This window comes from Eudoraea adriatica DSM 19308, assembly GCF_000382125.1.
Classification (GTDB): domain Bacteria; phylum Bacteroidota; class Bacteroidia; order Flavobacteriales; family Flavobacteriaceae; genus Eudoraea; species Eudoraea adriatica.
In genome coordinates this window covers 466,952-490,561 of record NZ_KB907546.1, presented here as the reverse complement: position 1 = coordinate 490,561, position 23,610 = coordinate 466,952, and the positions used below count along the sequence as shown (strand labels likewise).

Below are 23,610 nucleotides of genomic sequence, written 5' to 3'. Positions count from 1 at the left end.
CCGAATATTTTCGGGCCTTTTTATTTAAGGTGTATTTTTTAATATCTGCAATAGAAAAGTCCAAAACTTCAACACCGATGAGACACTAACTCTCTCATCCGGTGAATGAGCACCTTTAATAGTTGGGCCAAAACTAATCATATCCATCTCCGGGTAATTATTTCCAAGAATACCACATTCCAGTCCGGCGTGACAGGCAACTACCTTCGGTTCTTCATTAAAAAGGAATTCATACTGATCTTTTAGCACCTCCAAAATCTCAGAATTCGGATTTGGACTCCAACCCGGGTATTCACCACTTAAAGTAACTTCACAATCTGCAAGTTCAAAAGCACCTCTGAGAGAATTTACTAAATCTATTTTAGCTGTATCCACGGACGATCTTGTAAGACAGCCAATATTTATTTTTCCGGATTTCACTTCAACCCTGGCAATATTATTAGAAGTTTCCACCAAATCGGGAATTGCCGCACTCATAGCATAAACACCATTATGAGCTGCATATACGGCTTTCAAAATTTTCACCTGAGCAGATTTCTCCATTATTTTTTCAGGAATTTCAACTTCATTCAGGTTAATTTCAAGCTTGGTTTCAATAAAAGAATTCTCGCTTTTAATTTCCTGTATCCACGCCGATATTTTATCCTCAAAATCCTTTTTTCGGACTTTTTCCAAAACAATTGTTGCAAAACTTTCACGAGGAATGGCATTCCTGAGACTTCCTCCGTCAATTTGTGCTACTCTTAGACCAAATTCCTCGGTGCTTTTGAACAAAAGGCGATTCATTATTTTATTCGCATTCCCAAAACCACGATGTATGTCCATTCCACTATGCCCGCCATGCAATCCTTTAACGCTTATTCCGTAAGCAATAGACCCGGCTGGTAAATTTTCTTCCAAATAGGATCTGGTCGCGGTAACATCTATTCCTCCGGCACATCCAATGTCTATCTCGTCATCTTCCTCGGTGTCTAAATTCAATAATATCTGACCCCTGAGCATATCACCTTTTAGTCCTTTTGCGCCGGTCATACCTGTTTCTTCATCAATTGTGAATAAAGCCTCAAGAGGGGGATGTGGAATATCATTGCTTTCCAACAAGCTCATGATCGCAGCTACTCCCATGCCGTTATCAGCACCCAGGGTCGTTCCCCTTGCCCTGACCCAATCGCCATCTACATACATCTCAATACCCTGGGTATCGAAATTAAAATCCGTTGAAGAATTTTTTTGATGTACCATATCCAGATGAGATTGAAGCGTAACAGTTTTCCGGTCTTCCATTCCCGGGGATGCCTCTTTTCTGATTATTACATTGCCCACTTCATCTTTAAACGTCTCTAATTGCAAAGATCTGCCGAAATCCATCATGAAATTAATTACCCGTTCCTCTTTCTTGGATGGTCGCGGTACGGCATTAAGTTTTGAGAAATTTTTCCAGATGCTCTGTGGTTCTAATTGTATTATTTCCTTGTTCATATGTTATTTTAAAAATTCAAAAGTACATATTGAAAATTAACCTAGCGAGATAATTGGTATTTTTGAATTAATGAATAACAGGTTGAAGAATGGGATAGCATTATCGATCATCCCTCAAATAATAATTGTGAAGTGGCTTGGAAATTACCCGGAGCTCATTGAAAATTACTACAGCAATGGCCTATATCCCTTTATATCAAGCTTTTATCGCCTGGCGCTGGGATGGCTCTCATTTTCCTTAGGCGATTTAATTTATGGAGTTCTGATAATTTATGCAATCTGGCATATTATTAGAAACAGAAATCGAATAAGAAAAAATTTAAACCTTTTCTTAAGAGATGTGGTTGTGATTCTTTCAGTGGCCTACTTCACATTTCATATTATGTGGGGCCTTAACTATTACCGTATACCCCTGGCTCAAACACTGGAACTAAAAGACAGCTATACAACCAATGACTTGCTTGCGTACACAGAAAAACTGATTGAAAGGACAAATAAGTTGCATTATGAAGTTACTTCAGATACTGCTCAAATAGTGGAGATTCCCTATAGTCAGAAGGAGATCTTTCAAAAGACCCTGAATGGGTATCTGGATCTCAAAACCAGATTTCCCCTTTTTAGCTACAAAAATCCTAGTTTAAAGAAATCTACCTTTAGTACCGGCCTGACTTATATGGGGTATGGCGGGTATCTTAATCCGTTTACAAACGAAGCTCAGGTTAATGCTAAAATACCTAATTTCAGATTCCCGGTGATTACAGGACATGAAATTGGACATCAAATCGGTTATTCTGCAGAAAACGAAGTAAATTTTATTGGTTATCTGGTTACAGCCACTAACAAGGATTCATACTTTAAATATGCAGCAGCAGCTTATGCCCTGAGCTATTCCTTAAGTGAAATTAAATTAAAGGATGAAAAGAAATTTCACGAATTATATTCCGGATTAAATAGCGGTGTACAAAAAAACTACGAAGAGTTAAATAGATTCTGGCTGGCCTATGAAAACCCGCTTGAGCCAGTTTTTAAATCAATTTTTAATTCATTTCTAAAGGCAAATAACCAGGAGGAGGGAATAAAAAGTTATAGTCATATAGTCGCACTTTTAGTAACATATGATATGAAATATCCGCTTGAGTAAATCCAAAAAATGATTTTTTGGGTTTAAGGGACATCAGGTATTAGTACTGCTGTAAATTGTGATCTTTTAAAAACAGCAAGTAGAAAGTTTATCAATTCATCTATTTTTGTCCTATGAGGGAGGTTAAGCAGATCAGCAGTTTACAAAACCACTTGGTTAAAAAGGTAACCTTATTAAAAGAAAAATCGCGTGAACGTAAAAGTTCCGGCTCATTTGTACTGGAAGGACAGCGAGAATTTGACTTAGCCTGCAAAGGCGGTTATAACATTCAGTATGTCTTTTTTTGCCCGAAAATTATTTCCGAAGAAAATTTGAGGCAAAAATTAGAATCTTTTGAGAAATTTCCGGAAATAATAGAGGTTTCACATGAGATTTACCAAAAAATGGCTTATAGAGAAAGTACAGAAGGTATTGTTGCTATTGCTTCTTCCAAAAAACACGCTGTAAATGACATTTCATTCAGGAATAAAAATCCATTGGTGTTAATCGCCGAAGCGCCGGAAAAACCGGGGAATATTGGAGCCTTGCTGAGAACAGCGGATGCAGCAAATCTAGATGCGGTGATCATAGTAAATAACAAAGGAGATCTATACAATCCAAATATTATCAGATCCAGTGTTGGCTGCCTTTTCACTGTAAATATCGCAACAGGGACCACAATGGAAGTGATCCGGTTTTTAAAAGAAAACAACATAGCTATCTATTCCGCTGCCTTATCAGCCTCATGCGTCTATACAGAAGTAGATTATAAAAAAGGTTGTGCCATAGTGGTAGGCACAGAATCAACCGGGCTCACCCGGGAGTGGTTGGAGAATTCTGATCAGAATATTATAATACCTATGCAAGGCGAGATTGATTCCATGAATGTTTCGGTATCGGCTGCAATTCTTATCTTTGAAGCTAAACGACAAAGAAAATTTCTTTAAGATTAAACCGAAATTTTTAGGTTAACAAAAAAAATTCAACCCTAATTAAGTCTAATTTTACAAAATTTACTTCCCTGATAATTAAAAGATAAAAGTTGCTTATGAGTAGTGAATTTCTTTTTTATACAATACTATTTATCATAGTCTTTCAGTTCCTTTTGGATACCGCAGTGGATTATCTCAATTCAAGAAAGTTTCAGGATCCTGTACCTGAAGAATTACAGGATGTCTATGATAATAAAGAATACTTAAAATCTCAGGCATACAAGAAAGATAATTACAAATTTGGTATACTGTCTTCTTCCTTTTCAATTGTTCTAACCTTGGGTTTCCTGATATTTGGAGGGTTTGACTGGGCAGACAAAATTGCAAGGGAACAAACGGATAACCCAATATTAATGGCCCTTATTTTTTTTGGGATTATCATAATTGGAAGCGACATAATTACAACGCCCTTTTCTTACTATCAGACATTTGTAATAGAGGAAAAATATGGATTTAATAAGTCTACCAGAAAGTTGTTTTTCATGGATAAGCTTAAAGGTTGGCTAATGATGGTAATTTTAGGAGGAGGTATACTTTCGATGATTATTTGGTTTTTTGAAGTAGCCGGCAGTAATTTCTGGATTTATGCCCTTGGGCTAATAGCAGTTTTTACAGTATTTATGAACCTTTTTTACAGCAGGTTAATCGTGCCGCTATTTAACAAACAAACTCCCCTGGAAGATGGCCCCCTTAAGAGTAAAATTGAAAATTATGCCCGTGAGGTGGGGTTTAAACTTCAAAATATCTTTGTGATAGACGGTTCCAGGAGAAGTACCAAGGCTAACGCTTATTTTGCAGGTTTTGGTAAAGAAAAAAGAGTAACCCTTTACGATACATTAATTCAGGAGTTGGAGGAGGAAGAAATTGTAGCCGTTCTTGCGCACGAGATTGGTCACTATAAACGCCACCACATAATAATAAATATAGTTATTTCAATACTTCTTACTGGTGTGACCCTTTTCATACTATCGCTTTTTATTAATAACCCCGAATTTTCATATGCTATAGGTGTTACAGAACCCAGTTTTCACGCCGCTTTAATATGTTTTGGGATTCTATATACACCAATCTCGGAAATAACAGGGGTGGTTATGAACATGCTGTCCAGAAAATTTGAATTTGAAGCGGATGATTATGCTAAGGACACCTATGCAGCCTTACCATTGATTAACTCGTTAAAAAAGCTGTCAAAAAATAGCCTTAGTAATTTAACCCCCCATTCAGCCTATGTATTTTTACACTATTCGCATCCACCATTAATTCAACGAATCCATAATCTTAAGGCATGATTTTTGTTGTTTACTCTAAAAGATTGTGGTAAATTTAAAATATGAGTGTGGAAACAGCCATAGAGCAGGAAAATAAGAAAATTGCAAATGAATACAAGGAATTACTTCGCATTAGTTATCAGGCTTTAACTAAGGAAGATAAGAAGCTTGTACGCTCTGCTTTTGATATCGCCGTTGATGCCCATAAAAATCAACGACGAAAATCAGGAGAGGCCTATATTTTTCATCCAATAGCTGTAGCCAAGATCGTAGCTTCAGAAATTGGTCTCGATGCCGTATCTATTGCGGCAGCATTGCTGCATGATGTTGTTGAAGACACCGAATATACCTTAGACGATATTGAACGTATGTTTGGAGAGACCATTGCGCGCATTGTGGATGGCCTTACGAAAATTGCCCACCTTAAAAAGGATATGAATATATCCCAACAGGCTGAGAATTTCAGGAAAATGTTGCTTACCCTTCACGATGATGTTCGGGTAATTATCATTAAAATAGCAGACAGGTATCACAATATGCTAACCATGGATGCCATGCCGGAACACAAGCAGGTACAAATGGCATCCGAAACTCTTTATATATATGCCCCCCTGGCACACAGGATTGGACTCTATAACATAAAAACGGAATTGGAGAACCTAAGTCTGAAATATACCGAACCGGAAGTTTACCGGGACATTCAGGAAAAAATTGAACAGACTAAAGAAGAACAACAGCACTATATTGATGAATTCTCCAAGGTTATTCGAGATTCTTTAGACCAAGAAGGCCTTGATTATTATATCAAAGGAAGGATGAAGTCTATCTATTCCATCAGAAAGAAAATGGTATCGCAGAATATCACCTTTGATGAAATATATGACAAGTTTGCAATCCGTATCATTTATAGGTCTGACAAACAGAATGAGAAATTTATTGCCTGGAAAATTTACTCCGTAGTTACGGATCATTTTACGCCCAATCCCATACGCCTTCGCGACTGGATATCTTCCCCAAAATCTACTGGTTATGAGGCCCTTCATATTACGGTAATGGGACCGGAAGGAAAATGGGTCGAAGTTCAGATACGCAGTGAACGAATGCATGAAATAGCAGAAAAAGGATATGCTGCTCACTTTAAATATAAACACGGGGAACAAAAAGAACAGGGCATAGAGATGTGGCTCAATCGCTTACAGGAAGCCCTTGAATCCTCAAATGGAAATGCAGTTGATTTCGTGGAGGAGTTTAAGTTAAATCTTTACTCCAAAGAGATATTTGTTTTTACTCCTCAAGGCGAATTAAAATCGTTGCCAAAAGACGCTACGCCTTTGGATTTCGCTTTTAATATCCATACAGAAGTAGGGATGAGAACACGGGGGGCTAAAGTAAATGGCAAGCTGGTGCCTCTGAACACTACTTTAAAAAGTGGTGACCAGGTTGAAATAATTACATCAGAAAAAGCAAAACCCAATCAGAATTGGCTGGACTATGCCACTACTGCTCGTGCCAGGTCAAAAATTCGCTCGTCTTTGCGGGAAGAACAGAAGCAAATTGCTGTTGAAGGTAAGGAAACGTTAAGGCGTAAACTTAAGTCTCAAAAAATTAATCTCAACGAGGATTCTATCAATAAAATGGTAGTTCATTTTAAGCTCAAGACAAGTTTAGATCTGTTCTATCGAATCGGTACTGGGGCAATAGATAACCAGATGATCAAGGACTTTGCATCATCATATAACAATGCATTTATCAGTTTCTTCAAGAATAAAATTCGGCGTAAACCAGTACCTGAAGATATTGATAAAGCGGAAATAACTTCCAAATATGATATGCTCGTATTTGGGAAGGAAGAGGAAAAATTAAATTATACGCTTTCCAAATGTTGCAATCCAATTCCGGGGGATGAAGTCTTTGGTTTTGTAAGTGTGGCGGAAGGCATAAAAGTGCATAAAAAAAACTGCCCGAATGCAATTTCACTGCAATCCAACTATGCTTACCGGATAATTGCTGCCAAATGGATTGATTCAAGCCAGGAAGAATTCACATCTGAAATTAAACTGACCGGTATTGACAATTTGGGCCTGATGAACGAGATTACAGAAATTATATCAGATAATATGCACGTCAATATGCGAAATCTGAATTTTAGCACGGATGGGGGCACGTTTACCGGTAAAATTACAGTTGTGGTTAAAAATAATGCCATCCTCAAAAAACTTATCGATAATTTGAAGCGGATAAGCGGCATTGAAAAGGTTAGCCGGGTATAGAAAATTCCTTTTACCCTTATCACATAATCTTGCCGTCTCAAAATATTAATATTCTTATTTTTAGATGTACATTTGTCTTTAAGATGATGTCGTAATTATGGGGACTAATAAAGACCAGGAAATCGTTAAAAAAGTATTTACCGCCTTTTTGGAGGAAAATGGTCATAGAAAGACTCCTGAGCGTTATGCAATTTTGCAGGAGATCTACGAAAGCGATGAACATTTTGATATAGAGTCGCTATATATCAATATGAAGAACAAGAACTATCGCGTAAGCAGAGCAACGCTTTACAATACCATAGAACTTTTGCTGGAATGTAAATTAGTACGTAAACATCAATTCGGAAAGAATCAGGCACAGTACGAGAAGTCCTATTTTGATAGACAGCACGATCATGTAATTTTGACGGACACGGGAGAAGTAGTTGAATTTTGCGACCCTAGAATACAATCAATAAAACAAACTATTGAAGAAATATTCGACATTAAAATTAACAATCATTCACTGTACTTCTACGGTACAAGAAACCCTAAAGAAAAAACTAATAACTAACCAATAACATACTGCATGGCCGTAGATTTGCTACTAGGTCTTCAATGGGGAGACGAAGGAAAAGGAAAAATAGTTGATGTACTTACTAAAAACTATGATATTATTGCCAGATTTCAGGGTGGCCCAAACGCCGGACATACCTTGGAATTTGATGGTATAAAACACGTATTACATACTATTCCTTCCGGTATTTTTCACGACAATGCAATTAATGTTGTTGGTAACGGAGTAGTAATAGATCCGGTTATATTCAGGAAAGAACTTGATAACCTTAAAAAGTTTGATCTGGATATAAAATCAAAACTCCTGATCTCAAGGAAAGCACATCTGATCTTACCGACCCATAGGCTGCTGGATGCAGCCTCGGAAGCTTCAAAAGGCAAGGCAAAAATAGGTTCAACCCTCAAGGGTATAGGACCTACTTATATGGATAAGACTGGCAGGAACGGAATGAGGATTGGAGATCTTGAACTGGACAACTGGAAGGATAAATATCGTGCTTTGGCTGATAAGCATGAAACCATGATAGACTTTCATAATGTAGATATACAATATGATCTTAAGGAATTGGAAACAGAATTCTTTAATGCAATAAAGGAATTAAAACAACTGACATTTATCGATAGCGAAGAATACCTTTACCAGGCACAAAAAAAAGGGAAAAAAATCCTGGCTGAAGGAGCACAAGGCTCTTTGCTGGATATAGACTTCGGAACTTATCCTTATGTAACTTCTTCCAATACTACCGCCGCAGGTGCCTGCACCGGCCTTGGCGTACCCCCGGGGAATATAGGCGGGGTTTTTGGTATATTTAAAGCGTATACGACCAGGGTAGGAAGTGGCCCGTTCCCAACAGAACTCGAGGATGAAGTTGGTGAGACTATGGGAAGGGTTGGCAACGAATTCGGAGCCACCACTGGCAGACCAAGACGCTGTGGATGGTTAGATCTTGTAGCTTTAAAATATGCCGTAAGGATTAATGGCGTTTCACAATTAATGATGATGAAAGCAGACGTACTTAGCGGATTTAAAACAATAAAAATTTGTACAGCATACAAATACAAAGGTGAAAAGGTAAGCCATCTTCCCTATAATATTGAAGCCGATAATGTTACCCCTATTTACACAGAAATGAAGGGATGGGAAAAGGATCTTACCAAAATGACAAGCGCCGAACAGCTCCCTGAAACGTTAAATGATTACATTGATTACCTTGAAAAGGAGTTAGAGATTCCAATTAAAATTGTATCGGTAGGCCCGGATCGAAAACAAACCATTCACAGATAAAGACTTTCCAAAATAAATTAGTTTAACTGCTTTTTGACTCTTCATAAAGCAAAGTGAAGCCAAAACAGTAATTCGTGTTAGTACTATTTTGTCATCAATTACAAATAAATACTACATATTATCAAAGATGGGTATGATTTTGTCAATTCGTTTTGACAGCTGGAGGCTAAAGTAAAAAATCCTATCTTTAAGAATATTATTTGCTTAAAATGCTTAGATATTCTTACTGTTTTGTTCTTTTAACAACATTTTTAACCTCTTGTACGCTGGATATGCCGGAAGAGGTAGAAATGGCATACAAATCTCTTCCGGAATCAATTGATTTTAATTTTCATGTGAAACCAATTCTGTCGGACAGATGTTACTCCTGCCATGGTCCTGATGAAAATACAAGAAAAGCAGGCCTGCGATTGGATATTGAGGAGAATGCATTCGGCAGGCTAAGCAGTGGTAATTATGCTTTTGTGGCAGGTAATGCCCGTCAAAGTGAAAGTGTCTACCGGATATTAAATGCAGACCCTGAAATTCAAATGCCTCCGCCTGATTCTCATTTATCATTAAATGCAGAAGAAAAAGCAATTATAATCAAATGGATAGAGCAGGGAGCCAGATGGAAGGATCATTGGGCATTTATCGCTCCTGAAAAACCAGACATCCCTTCTTTAAATTACCAATTCTGGCCTACCAATAATGCGATAGATAAATTTGTACAAAAACAATTGGAATTAGAAGGTTTTGAACCTTCCCAGGAAGCCAGAAAAGAAAGGCTCATAAGAAGAGTAACTATGGATCTTACGGGACTCCCACCGACAATTCCTGAAATTGATGCCTTTCTTTCAGATACTTCTGATACTGCTTATGAAAAAGTAGTGGACAGATTATTGAATACCAATGCCTATGCAGAACGTATGGCGGTAGATTGGATGGATATTTCGAGATATGCAGATTCTCATGGCCTGCATGCAGATGGATGGCGTTTGATGTGGCCATGGCGCGATTGGGTAATAAACGCATTCAAGGAAAATATGCCTTATGATCAGTTTATTACCTGGCAATTAGCAGGTGACCTTTTACCCAATGCCACTAAAGACCAAAAACTAGCCACTGCTTTTAATCGTAATCATCCCATGACTGCAGAGGGTGGTGCCATTGAAGAAGAATTCAGGCTAAATTATGTCTGGGATAGAACTGAAACAGTTGGAACTGCTTTATTGGGCCTCACTATTAACTGCGCCCGCTGTCATGACCATAAATTCGATCCGGTTACCCAGAAAGACTATTATGAATTAACAGCCTTCTTTAATAATGTCAAGGAATTGGGGATGACCGGTGATGATGGCAATTACGGTCCGATGCTGGCACTCCCCCAAAAGGAAACTGAAGATGAGTTGAAGTCACTCGATAGCAAAATTCAGGAAAAAGAAAAGCTGTTGGAACTAACCAAAGAAGAATTAATGGCTTTGGAAACATATATGCGCCAATTACCGGGCGATTTCAACAAAATAGGTCTGTTGGGGTATTATCCAATGAATACGGTTCAAAAAATTAAGAATAAAAGAGAGCATATAATTGATGGGAATACGATGGCTACCTCAACCGAGGCACCAATCATTAATAAAGGTGTGAAGGGAAATGCCCTGGAGTTTACAGGAGAATATGATGAGGTCTATCTCAAGAATATACCAAACTTCGAATGGACAAATGCATTTTCTGCAAGCCTATGGATGAATACAACAAAGAGGGAAGCAGGAAGAACGCAAACATTATTAGGAACTGCAGGTGACAAAAATAATTATTGGCGGGGATGGGAATTTTATCTGGACAGTCTTAATTATTTAAATGCAAGATTGATACATTCTCTGCCACATAATTACATTCACGTCCGTTCTAAAGATTCGCTTAAAACCAATTCATGGTATAACGTAGCCTTTAGCTACGGCGGTTCCGGAAAAGCCAAAGATCTAAAACTTTTTATCAACGGAAATAAAACGGAACAAGATATATTATTTGATAATCTGTACAAATCTATTAAAACCATTACCGGAGGGGAACAGAAAATTATAAACAGGCCGGTTATGGTAGCAAAAAGCTACAGGGCTTTTACCGGAGAAAATGGTTTGTTTTTAGGAAAAATAGATGATATTCATTTGTTTTCCAGGGTTTTAACCACAAAAGAAATAGCAAATCTTTACGATAAAAATAAGGCAGCTGCTATAGCACCTGAATATTGGGTTTCACAGGCATCAGAAGTAAAATCATTAGAAAAAGAGTTGGGTAAACTGAGAAATGAATGGCTTAAAAAGATGATTCCTGTAATGGAAGTAATGGTAATGGAGGAAATGCCTGAAGCACGACAGGCATATGCTTATAACAGAGGTGACTATGAGCAACCTATCTACACGGTGGAAGCTAACACACCCGATATACTGCCAGCGTTTTCCGAAAAATATCCAAAAAACCGTTTAGGTCTGGCTAAATGGATTTTCTCTCCTGAAAATCCGTTAACTGCGAGGGTTACAGTTAACCGAGTATGGCAAATGCTCTTGGGTAAAGGCCTGGTGGATACGCCCCAGGATTTCGGTGTTCAAGGAACACTTCCCTCCCACCCACAGCTATTGGATTGGCTCGCAACAAGCTTTATGGAAAGTGGATGGAATATAAAGAAATTAATTAAGACGATCGTTCTTTCCCATACATACAAACAGTCTTCCCGGTTTACTCCGGAAATGCTTGAGAAAGATCCTTATAATTATTACCTGGCAAGAAGTAATAGTTACAGGCTACCTGCAGAAATGATTCGTGATAATGCATTAGAAACCAGTGGTCTCTTGGTTAGGGATGTTGGTGGTCAAAGCGTAAAACCCTATCAGCCGGAGGGCCTGTGGATAGAAAAATCGAGCTTTTCCTATAAATTAATGAATTACAAAGAATCTGGCGGCGACAGTCTGTATAGACGAGGATTATACACTTTTATTAGACGAACTTCACCACACCCCGCTATGACGGCTTTCGACGCTCCTAACAGAGAAGTGTGCATAGTTAAGCGAGAAAATACAAATACGCCCTTGCAGGCACTTGTTTTAATGAATGATGTGCAATTTGTTGAAGCTTCGAAAATGCTTGCAGTAAGGATGCAAAAAGAAGGTGGGGATTCCCTGGATCAACAAATTAAATATGGTTTTAGGTTAACAACAAGCAGATATCCAAAAGAAGAAGAAGCCAAAGTTTTAAAAGATTTGTATAATTCTCAATCCAAGTGGTTTACTTCTAACAAAAGTGAAGCCTTGAAATTTTTAAAAGTCGGAAATAAAGATGTGGGATCGGAATACCTTAATAGCAAAACTGCAGCCCTGGCTATGGTCGCAAACACATTATTAAACCATGACGAAACGTATACAAAGAGATAAGATTTAACCATGTGCACACATCATCATAATAAAAACTATTCACGGCGCGACTTTCTAACCAAAACGTCATTGGGCATGGGAGCTCTTTCCATGGCGTCAATGCTGGACCCAATGGGGCTGTTTGCACAAAATGATATCTTGCAACCGTCACAGGTTGCTGGTGGGGGATTAAACGGAATCCCTCATTTCCCGCCAAGGGTCAAACGCGTAATTTATCTTTTTCAGAGTGGTGCACCATCTCAGTTAGATCTATTTGATTACAAACCCCTATTGAATAAAATGAATGGTCAGGATTTACCTGAAAGTGTACGTGGGGGGCAACGTCTTACGGGTATGACATCCGGACAGGCTTCCTTTCCATTGGCAGGAACACTTTTTAACTTTAAGCAGCATGGTCAAAGTGGGGCATGGATGAGCGACCTAATGCCCCATACCTCTAAAATTGTTGATGAATTGTGTTTCATTAAGTCCATGCACACGGAAGCCATTAATCACGACCCTGCCATTACTTTTTTACAAACCGGTTCACAAATTCCCGGAAGACCCTCTATTGGTTCCTGGGTAAGTTATGGCCTGGGAACGGACAACAAGAATTTGCCAGAATTTGTGGTCCTGGTTACCAAGGGTAAAACTGGCGGACAGCCCTTATATTCCAGATTATGGGGTAATGGGTTTCTACCTTCTCAACATCAGGGTGTACAATTTAGATCTGGTAAGGATCCTGTTCTGTATTTAACCAATCCTCCTGGTATTGATGGAATTAACAGAAGAGATCAATTAGATCATTTACAACAACTTGAAAAATTGAATCATCAGGATATTGGAGATCCCGAAATAATTGCCCGTATGGCTCAATATGAAATGGCCTATAGAATGCAAACCTCAGTACCAAAGATTATGGATACTTCAGATGAACCGGACTATATCTATGATATGTACGGTGAAGACAGCAAAAAGCCCGGGACCTTTGCTGCCAACTGTCTTTTGGCTAGAAGAATGGCCGAAAAGGATGTAAAGTTTATTCAGCTTTATCACCAGGGTTGGGACCAACATGGAAACCTGCCCGGTGCCATTAAAGTTCAATGCAAAGATACTGACCAGGCTACAGCAGCACTTATCACAGACCTTAAACAAAGAGGTATGTTAGAGGACACGCTCGTAATATGGGGTGGAGAATTCGGGCGCACCAATTATTCCCAGGGGCAACTCACTCCGGATAATTTTGGAAGAGACCATCACCCTAAATGTTTTACAATTTTTATGGCCGGAGCAGGAATCAAAAAAGGAATCACTCTTGGTGCCACAGATGATTTCGGCTATAACGTGGTGCAACGCCCGGTGCATGTACACGATTTTCAGGCAACACTCATGCATTTACTGGGGGTGGATCATGAACGACTGACATTCAAATTTCAGGGAAGACGCTTCAGATTAACAGATGTACACGGCGAGGTAGTTAAAGAAATACTGGCTTAAACACTAAAATATGTAATCATGGGAACGCCAAAAAACCAGAGAAGAAGTTTTATTAAAAAATCTGCGTTGGCAGTTGCAGCAAGTGCTATGGCACCAGAGCTGATTTACGGAGCCAAAGCATTTGATAAAGGCTCAAAGTCAGGTATTGTAGGTCATGGCAACTTTCAGTATGAGGTTGACAAAGAATGGGGGGTACAAGACCCATCCAGGGTTCCTGTGAACGACTGCCATGAAATGGTTCTGGATAATAAAGGCAGGATCTTTATGACCACTACAGGCGAAAACAACAATAATATTCTGATCTACGACAGGTCTGGAAAAGTGTTGGATTCCTGGGGAAGAGATTTTCCCGGGGCCCACGGCCTAACAATTACAGGGGAGGGAAATGAGCAGTTTCTTTTTATTACCGATCCCGATATCAACAAAGTATTTAAAACAACTCTGGATGGAAGGATCTTAATGACCCTTGAAAGACCAAAAGAAGTTCCAGGCTATTCCAGGGATGAGCAATTTAAACCCACAGAGACCGCTGTAGGGCCCAATGGAGATTTATATATTGCTGATGGATACGGTGAGAATTACATATTGCAATATAGTGCCAATGGCGAATATATCAGACATTTTGGCGGTAAAGGGGAAACAGCAGATTCATTTAATTGTTGTCACGGTATAACCGTAGATTACAGAGATTCGAAAAATCCTACCCTATTGATTACCTCCCGAGCGGCAAATGAATTTAAGCGTTTTTCTTTGGATGGCGATCATCTGGAAACCATACCCCTACCCGGTTGTTCTATTTGCAGACCTGTTATACACGGTAGTAATATTTATTTTGCAGTCATCGTTACAAAAACATGGGACAGCTATGATGGCATGCTGGCGGTTTTGGATGAGAACAATAAAATTGTTTCCCTACCCGGTGGCGGCGCCCCGGAATATAATGATGGCGTATTGACTCCACCACAATACGATGGGCAAACATTTCGCAATCCGCACGATGTGCTGGTAGACAGTGACAGTAATTTATACGTTCCGCAATGGGCTTCAGGAAAGACATATCCAATTAAACTCAACAGAATTTAAACCTTTATAAGAATCAGCCATACATATGCTTGCACTGGATATTGTTACATTTTTTGGCAGATTTCATCCGCTCCTTGTGCACCTGCCAATCGGATTTTTACTCCTGGCTATCCTTATCGAATGGTATCAGGGTAAGAAAGAAGGAAAAGAAAACAGTAAGCTTATTACCTATGCCTGGTTGCTGGGAGCAATTAGCGCAAATTTAGCGGCCCTTTGCGGTTGGCTTTTGGCTGAAAATGGCGAGTATGCAGAAGCTAGTATTTTTTGGCACAGATGGCTCGGCATTGGCCTGGCAGCCCTTGCCAGCTTTGGGTGGTGGATAAAGCAAAGTTCGAAACACTTTCCGAAACTGGTCAATAACAGCATTACCTATCTGGTTATTGGACTAATATTGGTTGAAGGCCATTTAGGAGGAACCCTTACCCATGGAGAAGATTACCTGCTGGCCTATGCACCAGAATCCCTGCAAAAGCTTTTTGGAGAAGAGAAAAAGGAAAATTCATTGCCACAACTGGAAAATATTGATTCCGTAGTAGTTTACAGGGATATGATCTATCCTATGCTGGCCACCAAATGTATAGGTTGTCATAACAACGAGGAACAAAGAGGTGGACTTAATATGTACCTGGCAGACTTATTTATGGAAGGTGGTGAAAACGGCCCCGTAATAGCTCCTGGGAATACTCCGGAAAGTGAAATTTTCCGAAGAGTAACACTGCGGCAGGAGAATGAGAAATTTATGCCGCCCAATGGTGAACCACTTTCCTATGATGAAATAAAACTACTGGAATGGTGGATAAACAATGGAGCAGATTTTGAGAAGGAACTCGCCGGGCACGAAATTCCTATATCCATGCAAAAGGTTATTCAAAGATTGTTCGGTTTGGATACGCAACCAAAACCCTGGTATGAATCTGTAAAAATACCGGCAGCAGATAGCTTGCGGCTAAAATCTTTGGTGGATGAGGGCTTCTCGGTTAAACCTTTGGGCTATGGAAACCCCTTGTTAGATATCAAATTCTCCGGAGGGAAACTTACCATGGCAAAACTGACTGAGCTTGCTGATTCAGGGGAAAACATTACCTGGTTGTCCCTTGCAGGAACGGACATAAAGGATGAATGGGTTTCAATAATATCGAAATTTCCTAACCTTACCAGATTAGAACTGCAAAAAACAAGGGTATCCGATGATTCTGTAGAGCTTCTTGGAGCGTTGGAACATCTTGAGTCTTTAAATCTGTATGGGACTAATGTTACGGATTCTTGCCTGTCATTCATCAAAAATATGACGCAATTAAGAAGAGTTTACTTATGGGGTACCGGGGTAACATACAAAAATGCAAAAGCCTTGCAGAATGAAAGAACAGACCTGGAAGTGGAAATTGGAGTTTCCTCTGAATGAAATCCTAAAACCATGCTAATACTTATGCTTCTCTTTTAATTTATCCTATTTTTGAACAAAATTTTGGGTCTTGATCAGATTTTTCCTCCTAAATGTATTTTTGTCCTTCATTTGCCTGGGGTCAGCCCAGGAAGTGCCCGAGGAAGAAGTTAAACAAATTAATATCGTATATGGTGCAAATTTCACGAAAGACGAAGCTCAATTTCCCGGGGCATCTATTTTCAGCAAAGATGAAAGACAGGTTCAGTTTGAACACCAGGGTGCCGATCTTTGGTGTGATATAGCTATCTTTTATCAAAAAGAAAATAAATTAAGGGCAATTGGCAACATCCGTATGAAGCAGGGTGATTCCATTCATATGAACAGCGGAAAAATTAATTATGATGGCAATACGCGACTGGCAAAGGCCTGGGAGAAAGTAGTTTTAAAAAATACAGGTAGTGGCACAGGAACCGGCAAGGGCATGACCCTCATGACAGACACACTCTACTTTGACCGTGAAAAACAGGAATCATATTATACAAGTTCTGGTACTATTATTGATTCTGCCAATACACTTACCAGTGAAATAGGAAGGTACTTTATGGTACCGGAAAAATTTCAGTTTGTAGACAACGTACACATCCAGAACCCTGAATACACAATAGATTCCAAACAATTAGACTATTATCAAAATTCTAAGAATGCCTATATGTACGGGCCTTCAACTATAACAGGAAAGACTTATAAGATATATTGTGAACGAGGCTATTATGATACCAAAATAGAAAGTGGTTACGGCATAAAAAATACAAGAATAGATTATAACAACCGTATCATTGAAGGGGATAGTGTTTATTTTGACAAAGCAACAGAATTTGCTTCGGCCACAAATAATATTGTTGTTACTGATACCGTAAATAATGGCGTAATCAGGGCACACTATGCCGAGGTGTATAAAGCCAAAGACTCTGTGTTTGCTACAAAGCGGGCTGTGTCTATTAGCCTGGTTGAGCAGGATTCACTTTATATGCATGGAGATACCTTACTTCTTACAGGTAAACCCGATCATCGAATTTTAAGGGCTTTCAGAAATGCAAAATTCTATAAGACGGATTTAAGTGGTAAATGCGACTCAATACACTTTGATCAATCTTCGGGAATAACCCAATTGATAAAAGAGCCGGTTCTATGGAATGTAGACAACCAGATGACCGGTGACAGCATCTATATTATTTCGGATATGGAAACTGAAAAATTGGATTCCCTAAAAGTAATAAACAATGCATTTATAATCTCGCTTGACAGCATAAGCATGAAAGGTTACAACCAGGCTAAGGGCAAAGATCTCTTCGGAAAGTTTATAGATAATTCACTAAAAATTGTAGACCTGGTTAAGAATACCGAAGTTATTTATTATATGTACAATGACGACAATGAACTTATAGGTATAAATAAAACCATTTGCAGCGAAATCAGGTTATTATTAGCCAAAAATGAAATTGAGGATATTACTTTTTTTACTAATCCGGATGGAGATATTTTTCCCGAAAAGGATCTTCCTGAGAGTAGCAGAAAACTAAAAGGCTTTATATGGCGTGGAGACGAACGAATAATGAGCAAAGATGATATTTTTGATGAGGATGATAATAATATTCAACTGGTGAAGATAAAAGGAGTGGATAACCGTCTCGATCTTGAAGAGAAGGGGCAAGATGATGAGGAAAATAAAGAGGACCCAGTAACAAAACCCAGTTCAATAAAAGGTCTTATTCCTACAAAAGAATCCGCCTATCCAAAAAAGGAATAGTTGCCATGAAGGACGATTTTTTCAGATATCAGACTCAAACGACTCCACACCCTCTGGCCGTGGAAGTATCCCACGCCAAGGGCAGCTATATTTATGATAAACAGGGAAATAGCCATTTAGATTTTGTGGCAGGGGTTTCGGTTTGCAGTCTTGGCCATTGTCATCCAAAAGTGGTAGAAGCCGTGGTGCGGCAATCCGGCAGATATATGCATGTAATGGTATATGGTGAATTCATACAGGAACCATCCGTGGAACTCACCAAATATCTGGCCTCACTATTACCAGAAGAGCTCGAAACAACTTACCTCGTAAATTCAGGGACCGAGGCAATAGAAGGTGCTATAAAACTGGCCAGACGATTTACAGGGCGTTCTAAACTGATCGCCGCTAAAAATGCGTATCATGGAAATACGCTGGGTAGTCTGAGCCTTATGAGTTTTGAGGAGAGAAAAGCTCCTTTCAGACCATTAATTCCAGATATTTCTTTTTTGGAATTTAATTCCGAGAAAGATCTTTATAAAATCTCAAGTGATACAGCTGCAGTTATTCTCGAAACTATTCAGGGTGGTGCAGGCTTTATAATGCCAAAAGAAGGATATCTGAAAAAGGTAAAGGACCGTTGCAGGGAAGTTGGCGCCTTATTGATCCTGGATGAGATACAACCCGGGTTCGGACGTACAGGTAAATTATTTGCCTTCGAGCACTACCAATGCGTGCCCGATATTCTGGTAATGGGTAAAGGTATGGCTTCAGGACTACCAATAGGCGGATTTACGGCTTCGCATGAAATGATGAAATCATTGAGTAATTCTCCCAAATTAGGTCATATAACAACCTTTGGTGGTAATCCCGTGATAGCAGCGGCAGCACTGGCCACACTTAAAGAATTAACGAATGGTAGTATAATACCGGAAACACTCGAAAAGGAAAAACATCTAAGATCCAGGTTAAAACACCCATATATAGAAGAGATTAGAGGCAAGGGTCTGATGCTGTCTCTTATTATGAAAGACGCAGCAATTGCCAATAAGCTAATACTTTCTTGTGCAAAAAAGAATCTGATTCTTTTTTGGCTGCTTTTCGAATCAAGAGCCGTTCGCATTACCCCACCACTAACCATAAACATTGAGGAAATTGATCAAGGCTGCAACATAATAATGCAGACTTTAAATGAGTTAGAGCAATAATTTGTTAACTATTTTGTTAATAATATAGCCCTGAAGCGGAATTAAGGATAGTTCCAAAAAGACTATTTTTAAGTCCATAGAATAACCAAGCACCCTCCTATGGCGTTAGAACATAACGAAAGTCCAAATCAACCAGTCGCAAAGTTTGAATCCATGTTAAAGACGGATGACGTATATTTCTTTGATGCGGAAGATTTTGAAGACATTATTCACCACTATTTAAATAACGGCAAAATTTCCCTTGCCAAAAAGGCCATTAAAATTGGGCTTAAACAGCATCCCGGAGCAATGAATCTAAGGCTCCTGGATATAGAAGTCCTAGTATTTGAAAACAATTTGGAAGTTGCTGAAAAGCTTTTAGATGAACTTCAATTGATGGATAGTACAAACGAGGAAATATATATTCAGCGCGCAAATATCTACTCAAAAAAAGACAATCACGAGGCTGCTGTGGATATGTTGGAAAAGGCTTTGGAAATATCTGATGATAGTTTTGACATTTATTCATTATTGGGTATGGAGTACCTGTTTATGGATAATTTTGAAAAGGCCAAAAATAATTTTATTAAATGTGTTTCCTTTGACGAACAGGATTATTCTTCTCTCTATAATGTGGTTTACTGTTTTGAATTCATGGAGGATTATGAAGGTGCTATAACTTTTTTAAATGATTTTCTGGAGAGAAACCCATATTGCCAGGTTGCCTGGCATCAATTGGGCAAGCAGTATTATACTAAGGAAATGTTTTCCGAGGCATTAGCGGCATTCGACTTTGCGATAATTGCCGATGATTCTTTTATCGGCGCCTATTTTGAGAAAGGTAAGGTGCTTGAAAAAATGGGTAAGCACAACGAGGCAATTGAAAATTATGAAACAACAATAAAAATAGAAGATCCGACCTCACATGCGTACTTAAGAATTGGCAAATGTCATGAAAAGCTGGATAACGATGAACTGGCAAAATTCTATTTCTACCAAACTGTGCATGAGGATCCACTGCTGGACAAAGGCTGGTTGGCAATAACTGATTTTTATATTCGTAAAAAAAATTACGAAAGAGCTTTATATTATATAAATAAGGCTATTAATATTGATGGTGAAAATGCCTTATATTGGAAAAAATGTGCGAAAATTCATTTTGTCCTTCAAAACCTGGACGAAGCTGATTTTTCTTATAAACAAGCAGTAGATCTGGGGAATTATGAGTTAGATACCTGGTTGAACTGGGCAGAAGTCGTTAAAAAAAACAGTGATGTTGATTCTGCCATACAAATTTTGATTCAGGGTCTGCAGTTTTATCCTGAAGAGGCTGAAATAGAATATAGAATGGCTGGCTTATACCTTATATTAAGTGATTCTGAACAGGCAAAATTCAGATTTATAAATGCATTGAAATTAGATATCTCTAAACTTTCCATTTTTGAGAACGCGTTTCCTGAATATTACAACTCCATCTGGACTCAAAACATAATTAGTAATATTAAAAAGGCTTCCGAATAAAAAAACTATTTTTGTTTTTTTATTTTTTTAATGAACAATCGCAATTTATTAAGTTACATTATAATTTCTCTTAAGGGAATTGCAATGGGCGCTGCAGATGTAGTCCCGGGAGTTTCAGGTGGCACTATAGCATTTATTTCCGGGATTTACGAGGAACTAATAACCTCCATAAATGGTCTGAATTTTTCCAAATTTAAGATTTTCAGAAATGAGGGGTTTAAAAGTTTTTGGAGAGCGATTAATGGAAACTTTTTACTTGCACTTTTTTCAGGAATATTAATCAGCGTTTTTTCATTAGCCAAAATGATTAGTTGGTTATTGGTTAACCAACCCATTTTACTATGGTCCTTCTTTTTTGGATTGGTCTTTGCCAGTATTTTTTTTATTGCGAAGGCTATTGAAAACTGGAATTTAGGTATCATTACAGCTTTTTTTCTGGGAGCGGCCATAGCATATTATATTACTACACTGCCACCTACGGAAAATTCCCAGAGTTTACTTTACTTATTCTTTTCCGGAGCTCTTGCGGTGTGTGCAATGATTCTTCCGGGGATTTCCGGAGCATTCATACTCGTGCTGCTGGGCTCTTATAAAACTATTTTGGATGCTGTACACCAGAGAGAATTATATATTATTGCAACGGTAGCTCTAGGCGCTGTTTTCGGTCTTTTAAGCTTTGCCAGGCTTCTAAAATGGATGTTTGAAAATTATAAAAACAGTACCCTGGCGCTTCTAACAGGATTTATTTTAGGTTCCCTAAATAAAATATGGCCCTGGAAAAGAGTTTTGGAAACTAAAATATTTGGCAAGAAAGTTATTTCTGTTAATGAAGTAAATATATCTCCTTTCAATTTTGAGGGTGATAATCAATTACTCTACGCCATTCTTATAGCGTTACTTGGATTTTGCGTAATTTTTATACTTGAAAGACTGGCAACAAGCAACAACAAGTAAAAAATAATTAGAATGCCTAAGAAGCCAAGAACCATTCTGGATAAATTATTTCTGATAATAAAAGGGTTGGGAATGGGTGCTGCCAATAAGGTACCCGGCGTCTCTGGTGGCATTGTTGCATTTGTCGCCGGCTTCTATGTTGAGTTTATTTATTCGCTTCAAAAGATCAATATAAAAGCCTTTAAATTACTTTTTAACGGAAGATTTAAAAGTTTTTATCAGTATGTAAACGGCCAATTTTTATCGTTGCTCATTTTTGGAATGTTAGTGAGCTATTTTAGTGTTTCTAAATTGCTGGACTATTTCCTCGAACGTGAAGAATTATTTGTTTGGTCTACCTTTTTTGGCATGATTATAGGCTCCATCTATTACATCGCCAGCGATTTTAAACATTGGAATAAAGGGACCATTACATCTGGTATTATCGGCCTTATAGTTGGAGTTTCAATTAGTTTTTTAAGTCCGGCCAAGGAGAATGATAATTTATATTTTATTTTTCTTTGTGGAATTATTAGTGTTTCAGGGATGACCCTTCCGGGCTTATCAGGATCATTTATTCTTATCCTTTTGGGTAATTACGTTTTGCTGTTGGTAGATTCTGTAAATTCGCTGTACGATACTATAGCTGAGGTAATAAAAGGAGATTTCAGCTTCTTAAAAAACGAGGTTCGCCTAAAAACCTTAAAGATTCTGGCTGTATTTACCGCAGGATCTGCCACGGGGCTCGTTACCCTGTCTCATCTTCTTGGATATGTGTTAAAACACTTTAAATATATAACCTCTGCCGTTATAATAGGATTTATTACCGGTTCTCTTGGTGTAGTATGGCCCTGGAAAAATCCAATATATATAATGGATGAAACCGGAAACATTGCCGTTGATTCCAATGGTAATAAGGTTATCAAAAATTATGAACGGTATTTACCGGTTTTTACGGATAGTGAAACCTGGTGGGCAATAATTTTTGTTTTACTCGGTATTGCACTGTTAATAGGATTAGAAAGGTATGGCAAAAACAAAAAAAGATAAATCAGTATTTGGGCTAATTGGAAGGAATATTTCTTACTCTTTCTCTAAAACTTATTTTACTAATAAGTTCAAAGCTCTGAACCTGCCAGACTATAGCTATGAAAATTTTGATCTCCCTGGTTTAGAAGAATTTCATTCTTTAATAAAAAAGAATAATACGCTGAGGGGTTTAAATGTTACTATTCCCTACAAAGAAGAGATAATTCCTTATTTGGATAGTTTAGATAAAAACGCCAGGCGCATCGGAGCTGTCAATACAATTAAATTCACAAAGGATGGCCTTATAGGTTATAATACAGATGTTTACGGTTTTAAAAAATCTATACAACCCTTTTTAACAGAGTCGCATAAAAAAGCTTTGATACTTGGTACAGGCGGGGCCTCAAAAGCTATTGCATTTGTCCTAGAAGAATTAGGAATTTCATATCAGTATGTTTCGCGCAATCCAATTGGAGATCAGATTGGCTATTCGGAACTAAATAAGGAAATAATTGTTACTCATACAATACTGATAAATTGTACACCCCTGGGCACTTTCCCGAATACTGAGGCCAAGCCGGATGTTCCCTATGAATTTCTGACTTCAAACCATTTACTTTTTGATCTTATCTATAACCCGGAAAAAACCGCATTTCTCTTATCGGGAGAACAAAGGGGTGCAACCATATGCAATGGCGCAAAAATGTTGGAGCTGCAGGCCGACAAAGCCTGGAAAATTTGGAATTCTTAATATACCTAAGCTGATTATTAAAAAAAGCTGATCCTCACGTCAAGGTAATTATTGATGCATACAACTAGTTTGATTACCTTTGTA

At 38.3% G+C, this 23,610-nt stretch carries 17 protein-coding genes; 16 read left to right on the top strand and 1 reads right to left on the bottom strand.

Annotated elements, in window-relative coordinates:
* Positions 1-24 precede the first annotated feature (24 nt).
* Positions 25-1,479 (bottom strand): aminoacyl-histidine dipeptidase, encoded by a 1,455-nt coding sequence (locus G504_RS0102405; protein WP_019668536.1) that lies wholly within the window; start codon positions 1,477-1,479, stop codon positions 25-27.
* Positions 1,480-1,549: 70 nt separating this feature from the next.
* Here G504_RS0102405 and G504_RS0102400 point away from each other — a divergent pair, with 70 nt between their 5' ends.
* The 16 genes from G504_RS0102400 to G504_RS0102325 all read left to right on the top strand — a co-directional run bounded on the left by G504_RS0102400 (position 1,550) and on the right by G504_RS0102325 (position 23,526).
* The gene (locus tag G504_RS0102400; RefSeq protein WP_019668535.1) at positions 1,550-2,620 is read left to right on the top strand and encodes a DUF3810 domain-containing protein; all 1,071 of its coding nucleotides are present in this window, start codon (positions 1,550-1,552) and stop codon (positions 2,618-2,620) included.
* A gap of 113 nt (positions 2,621-2,733) precedes the next feature.
* Positions 2,734-3,546, top strand: a complete 813-nt coding sequence (locus tag G504_RS0102395) for a TrmH family RNA methyltransferase (RefSeq protein WP_019668534.1) — start codon at positions 2,734-2,736, stop codon at positions 3,544-3,546.
* Positions 3,547-3,647: 101 nt separating this feature from the next.
* Complete coding sequence (locus G504_RS0102390) at positions 3,648-4,880, top strand: M48 family metallopeptidase (protein WP_019668533.1); 1,233 nt, start codon at positions 3,648-3,650, stop codon at positions 4,878-4,880.
* Between the two features lie 41 nt (positions 4,881-4,921).
* Positions 4,922-7,129, top strand: a complete 2,208-nt coding sequence (locus G504_RS0102385; protein WP_019668532.1) for a RelA/SpoT family protein — start codon at positions 4,922-4,924, stop codon at positions 7,127-7,129.
* 97 nt (positions 7,130-7,226) lie between these two features.
* Entirely contained in the window at positions 7,227-7,682 is a 456-nt protein-coding gene (locus tag G504_RS0102380) for a Fur family transcriptional regulator (protein WP_019668531.1), read from the top strand.
* A 15-nt stretch (positions 7,683-7,697) separates the two neighbouring features.
* Positions 7,698-8,969, top strand: a complete 1,272-nt coding sequence (locus G504_RS0102375; RefSeq protein ID WP_019668530.1) for an adenylosuccinate synthase — start codon at positions 7,698-7,700, stop codon at positions 8,967-8,969.
* Between the two features lie 209 nt (positions 8,970-9,178).
* The gene (locus G504_RS0102370; RefSeq protein ID WP_051089552.1) at positions 9,179-12,376 is read left to right on the top strand and encodes a DUF1553 domain-containing protein; all 3,198 of its coding nucleotides are present in this window, start codon (positions 9,179-9,181) and stop codon (positions 12,374-12,376) included.
* A gap of 9 nt (positions 12,377-12,385) precedes the next feature.
* A complete protein-coding gene (locus tag G504_RS0102365; RefSeq protein ID WP_026348343.1) occupies positions 12,386-13,852 on the top strand; it encodes a DUF1501 domain-containing protein in 1,467 nt (488 codons plus the stop codon).
* A gap of 18 nt (positions 13,853-13,870) precedes the next feature.
* A complete protein-coding gene (locus tag G504_RS0102360) occupies positions 13,871-14,935 on the top strand; it encodes an NHL repeat-containing protein (protein WP_019668527.1) in 1,065 nt (354 codons plus the stop codon).
* Between the two features lie 25 nt (positions 14,936-14,960).
* Complete coding sequence (locus tag G504_RS0102355) at positions 14,961-16,337, top strand: c-type cytochrome domain-containing protein (RefSeq protein WP_019668526.1); 1,377 nt, start codon at positions 14,961-14,963, stop codon at positions 16,335-16,337.
* A 70-nt stretch (positions 16,338-16,407) separates the two neighbouring features.
* Positions 16,408-18,126: an OstA-like protein gene (locus tag G504_RS0102350; protein ID WP_019668525.1), complete on the top strand. Its 1,719-nt coding sequence runs from the start codon at positions 16,408-16,410 to the stop codon at positions 18,124-18,126.
* A 5-nt stretch (positions 18,127-18,131) separates the two neighbouring features.
* Positions 18,132-19,313 (top strand): aspartate aminotransferase family protein, encoded by a 1,182-nt coding sequence (locus G504_RS0102345; protein WP_019668524.1) that lies wholly within the window; start codon positions 18,132-18,134, stop codon positions 19,311-19,313.
* A gap of 99 nt (positions 19,314-19,412) precedes the next feature.
* The gene (locus tag G504_RS0102340) at positions 19,413-20,813 is read left to right on the top strand and encodes a tetratricopeptide repeat protein (RefSeq protein WP_019668523.1); all 1,401 of its coding nucleotides are present in this window, start codon (positions 19,413-19,415) and stop codon (positions 20,811-20,813) included.
* Between the two features lie 30 nt (positions 20,814-20,843).
* Positions 20,844-21,767 carry a DUF368 domain-containing protein gene (locus G504_RS0102335; protein ID WP_019668522.1) on the top strand — a complete coding sequence of 308 codons (924 nt, stop codon included), beginning with the start codon at positions 20,844-20,846 and terminating at the stop codon, positions 21,765-21,767.
* A 12-nt stretch (positions 21,768-21,779) separates the two neighbouring features.
* Positions 21,780-22,796 carry a DUF368 domain-containing protein gene (locus G504_RS0102330; RefSeq protein ID WP_019668521.1) on the top strand — a complete coding sequence of 339 codons (1,017 nt, stop codon included), beginning with the start codon at positions 21,780-21,782 and terminating at the stop codon, positions 22,794-22,796.
* A complete protein-coding gene (locus tag G504_RS0102325) occupies positions 22,774-23,526 on the top strand; it encodes a shikimate dehydrogenase family protein (RefSeq protein WP_019668520.1) in 753 nt (250 codons plus the stop codon). The genes G504_RS0102330 and G504_RS0102325 overlap by 23 nt, the downstream gene beginning before the upstream one ends.
* Positions 23,527-23,610 lie beyond the last annotated feature (84 nt).

What these genes read in the sequence shown, in the direction of transcription:
- G504_RS0102405 (WP_019668536.1), bottom strand. Translation starts at nt 1,479, where the DNA reads ATGAACAAGGAAATAATACAATTAGAACCACAGAGCATCTGGAAAAAT.
- G504_RS0102400 (WP_019668535.1), top strand. Translation starts at nt 1,550, where the DNA reads ATGAATAACAGGTTGAAGAATGGGATAGCATTATCGATCATCCCTCAA.
- G504_RS0102395 (WP_019668534.1), top strand. Translation starts at nt 2,734, where the DNA reads ATGAGGGAGGTTAAGCAGATCAGCAGTTTACAAAACCACTTGGTTAAA.
- G504_RS0102390 (WP_019668533.1), top strand. Translation starts at nt 3,648, where the DNA reads ATGAGTAGTGAATTTCTTTTTTATACAATACTATTTATCATAGTCTTT.
- G504_RS0102385 (WP_019668532.1), top strand. Translation starts at nt 4,922, where the DNA reads ATGAGTGTGGAAACAGCCATAGAGCAGGAAAATAAGAAAATTGCAAAT.
- G504_RS0102380 (WP_019668531.1), top strand. Translation starts at nt 7,227, where the DNA reads ATGGGGACTAATAAAGACCAGGAAATCGTTAAAAAAGTATTTACCGCC.
- G504_RS0102375 (WP_019668530.1), top strand. Translation starts at nt 7,698, where the DNA reads ATGGCCGTAGATTTGCTACTAGGTCTTCAATGGGGAGACGAAGGAAAA.
- G504_RS0102370 (WP_051089552.1), top strand. Translation starts at nt 9,179, where the DNA reads ATGCTTAGATATTCTTACTGTTTTGTTCTTTTAACAACATTTTTAACC.
- G504_RS0102365 (WP_026348343.1), top strand. Translation starts at nt 12,386, where the DNA reads ATGTGCACACATCATCATAATAAAAACTATTCACGGCGCGACTTTCTA.
- G504_RS0102360 (WP_019668527.1), top strand. Translation starts at nt 13,871, where the DNA reads ATGGGAACGCCAAAAAACCAGAGAAGAAGTTTTATTAAAAAATCTGCG.
- G504_RS0102355 (WP_019668526.1), top strand. Translation starts at nt 14,961, where the DNA reads ATGCTTGCACTGGATATTGTTACATTTTTTGGCAGATTTCATCCGCTC.
- G504_RS0102345 (WP_019668524.1), top strand. Translation starts at nt 18,132, where the DNA reads ATGAAGGACGATTTTTTCAGATATCAGACTCAAACGACTCCACACCCT.
- G504_RS0102340 (WP_019668523.1), top strand. Translation starts at nt 19,413, where the DNA reads ATGGCGTTAGAACATAACGAAAGTCCAAATCAACCAGTCGCAAAGTTT.
- G504_RS0102335 (WP_019668522.1), top strand. Translation starts at nt 20,844, where the DNA reads ATGAACAATCGCAATTTATTAAGTTACATTATAATTTCTCTTAAGGGA.
- G504_RS0102330 (WP_019668521.1), top strand. Translation starts at nt 21,780, where the DNA reads ATGCCTAAGAAGCCAAGAACCATTCTGGATAAATTATTTCTGATAATA.
- G504_RS0102325 (WP_019668520.1), top strand. Translation starts at nt 22,774, where the DNA reads ATGGCAAAAACAAAAAAAGATAAATCAGTATTTGGGCTAATTGGAAGG.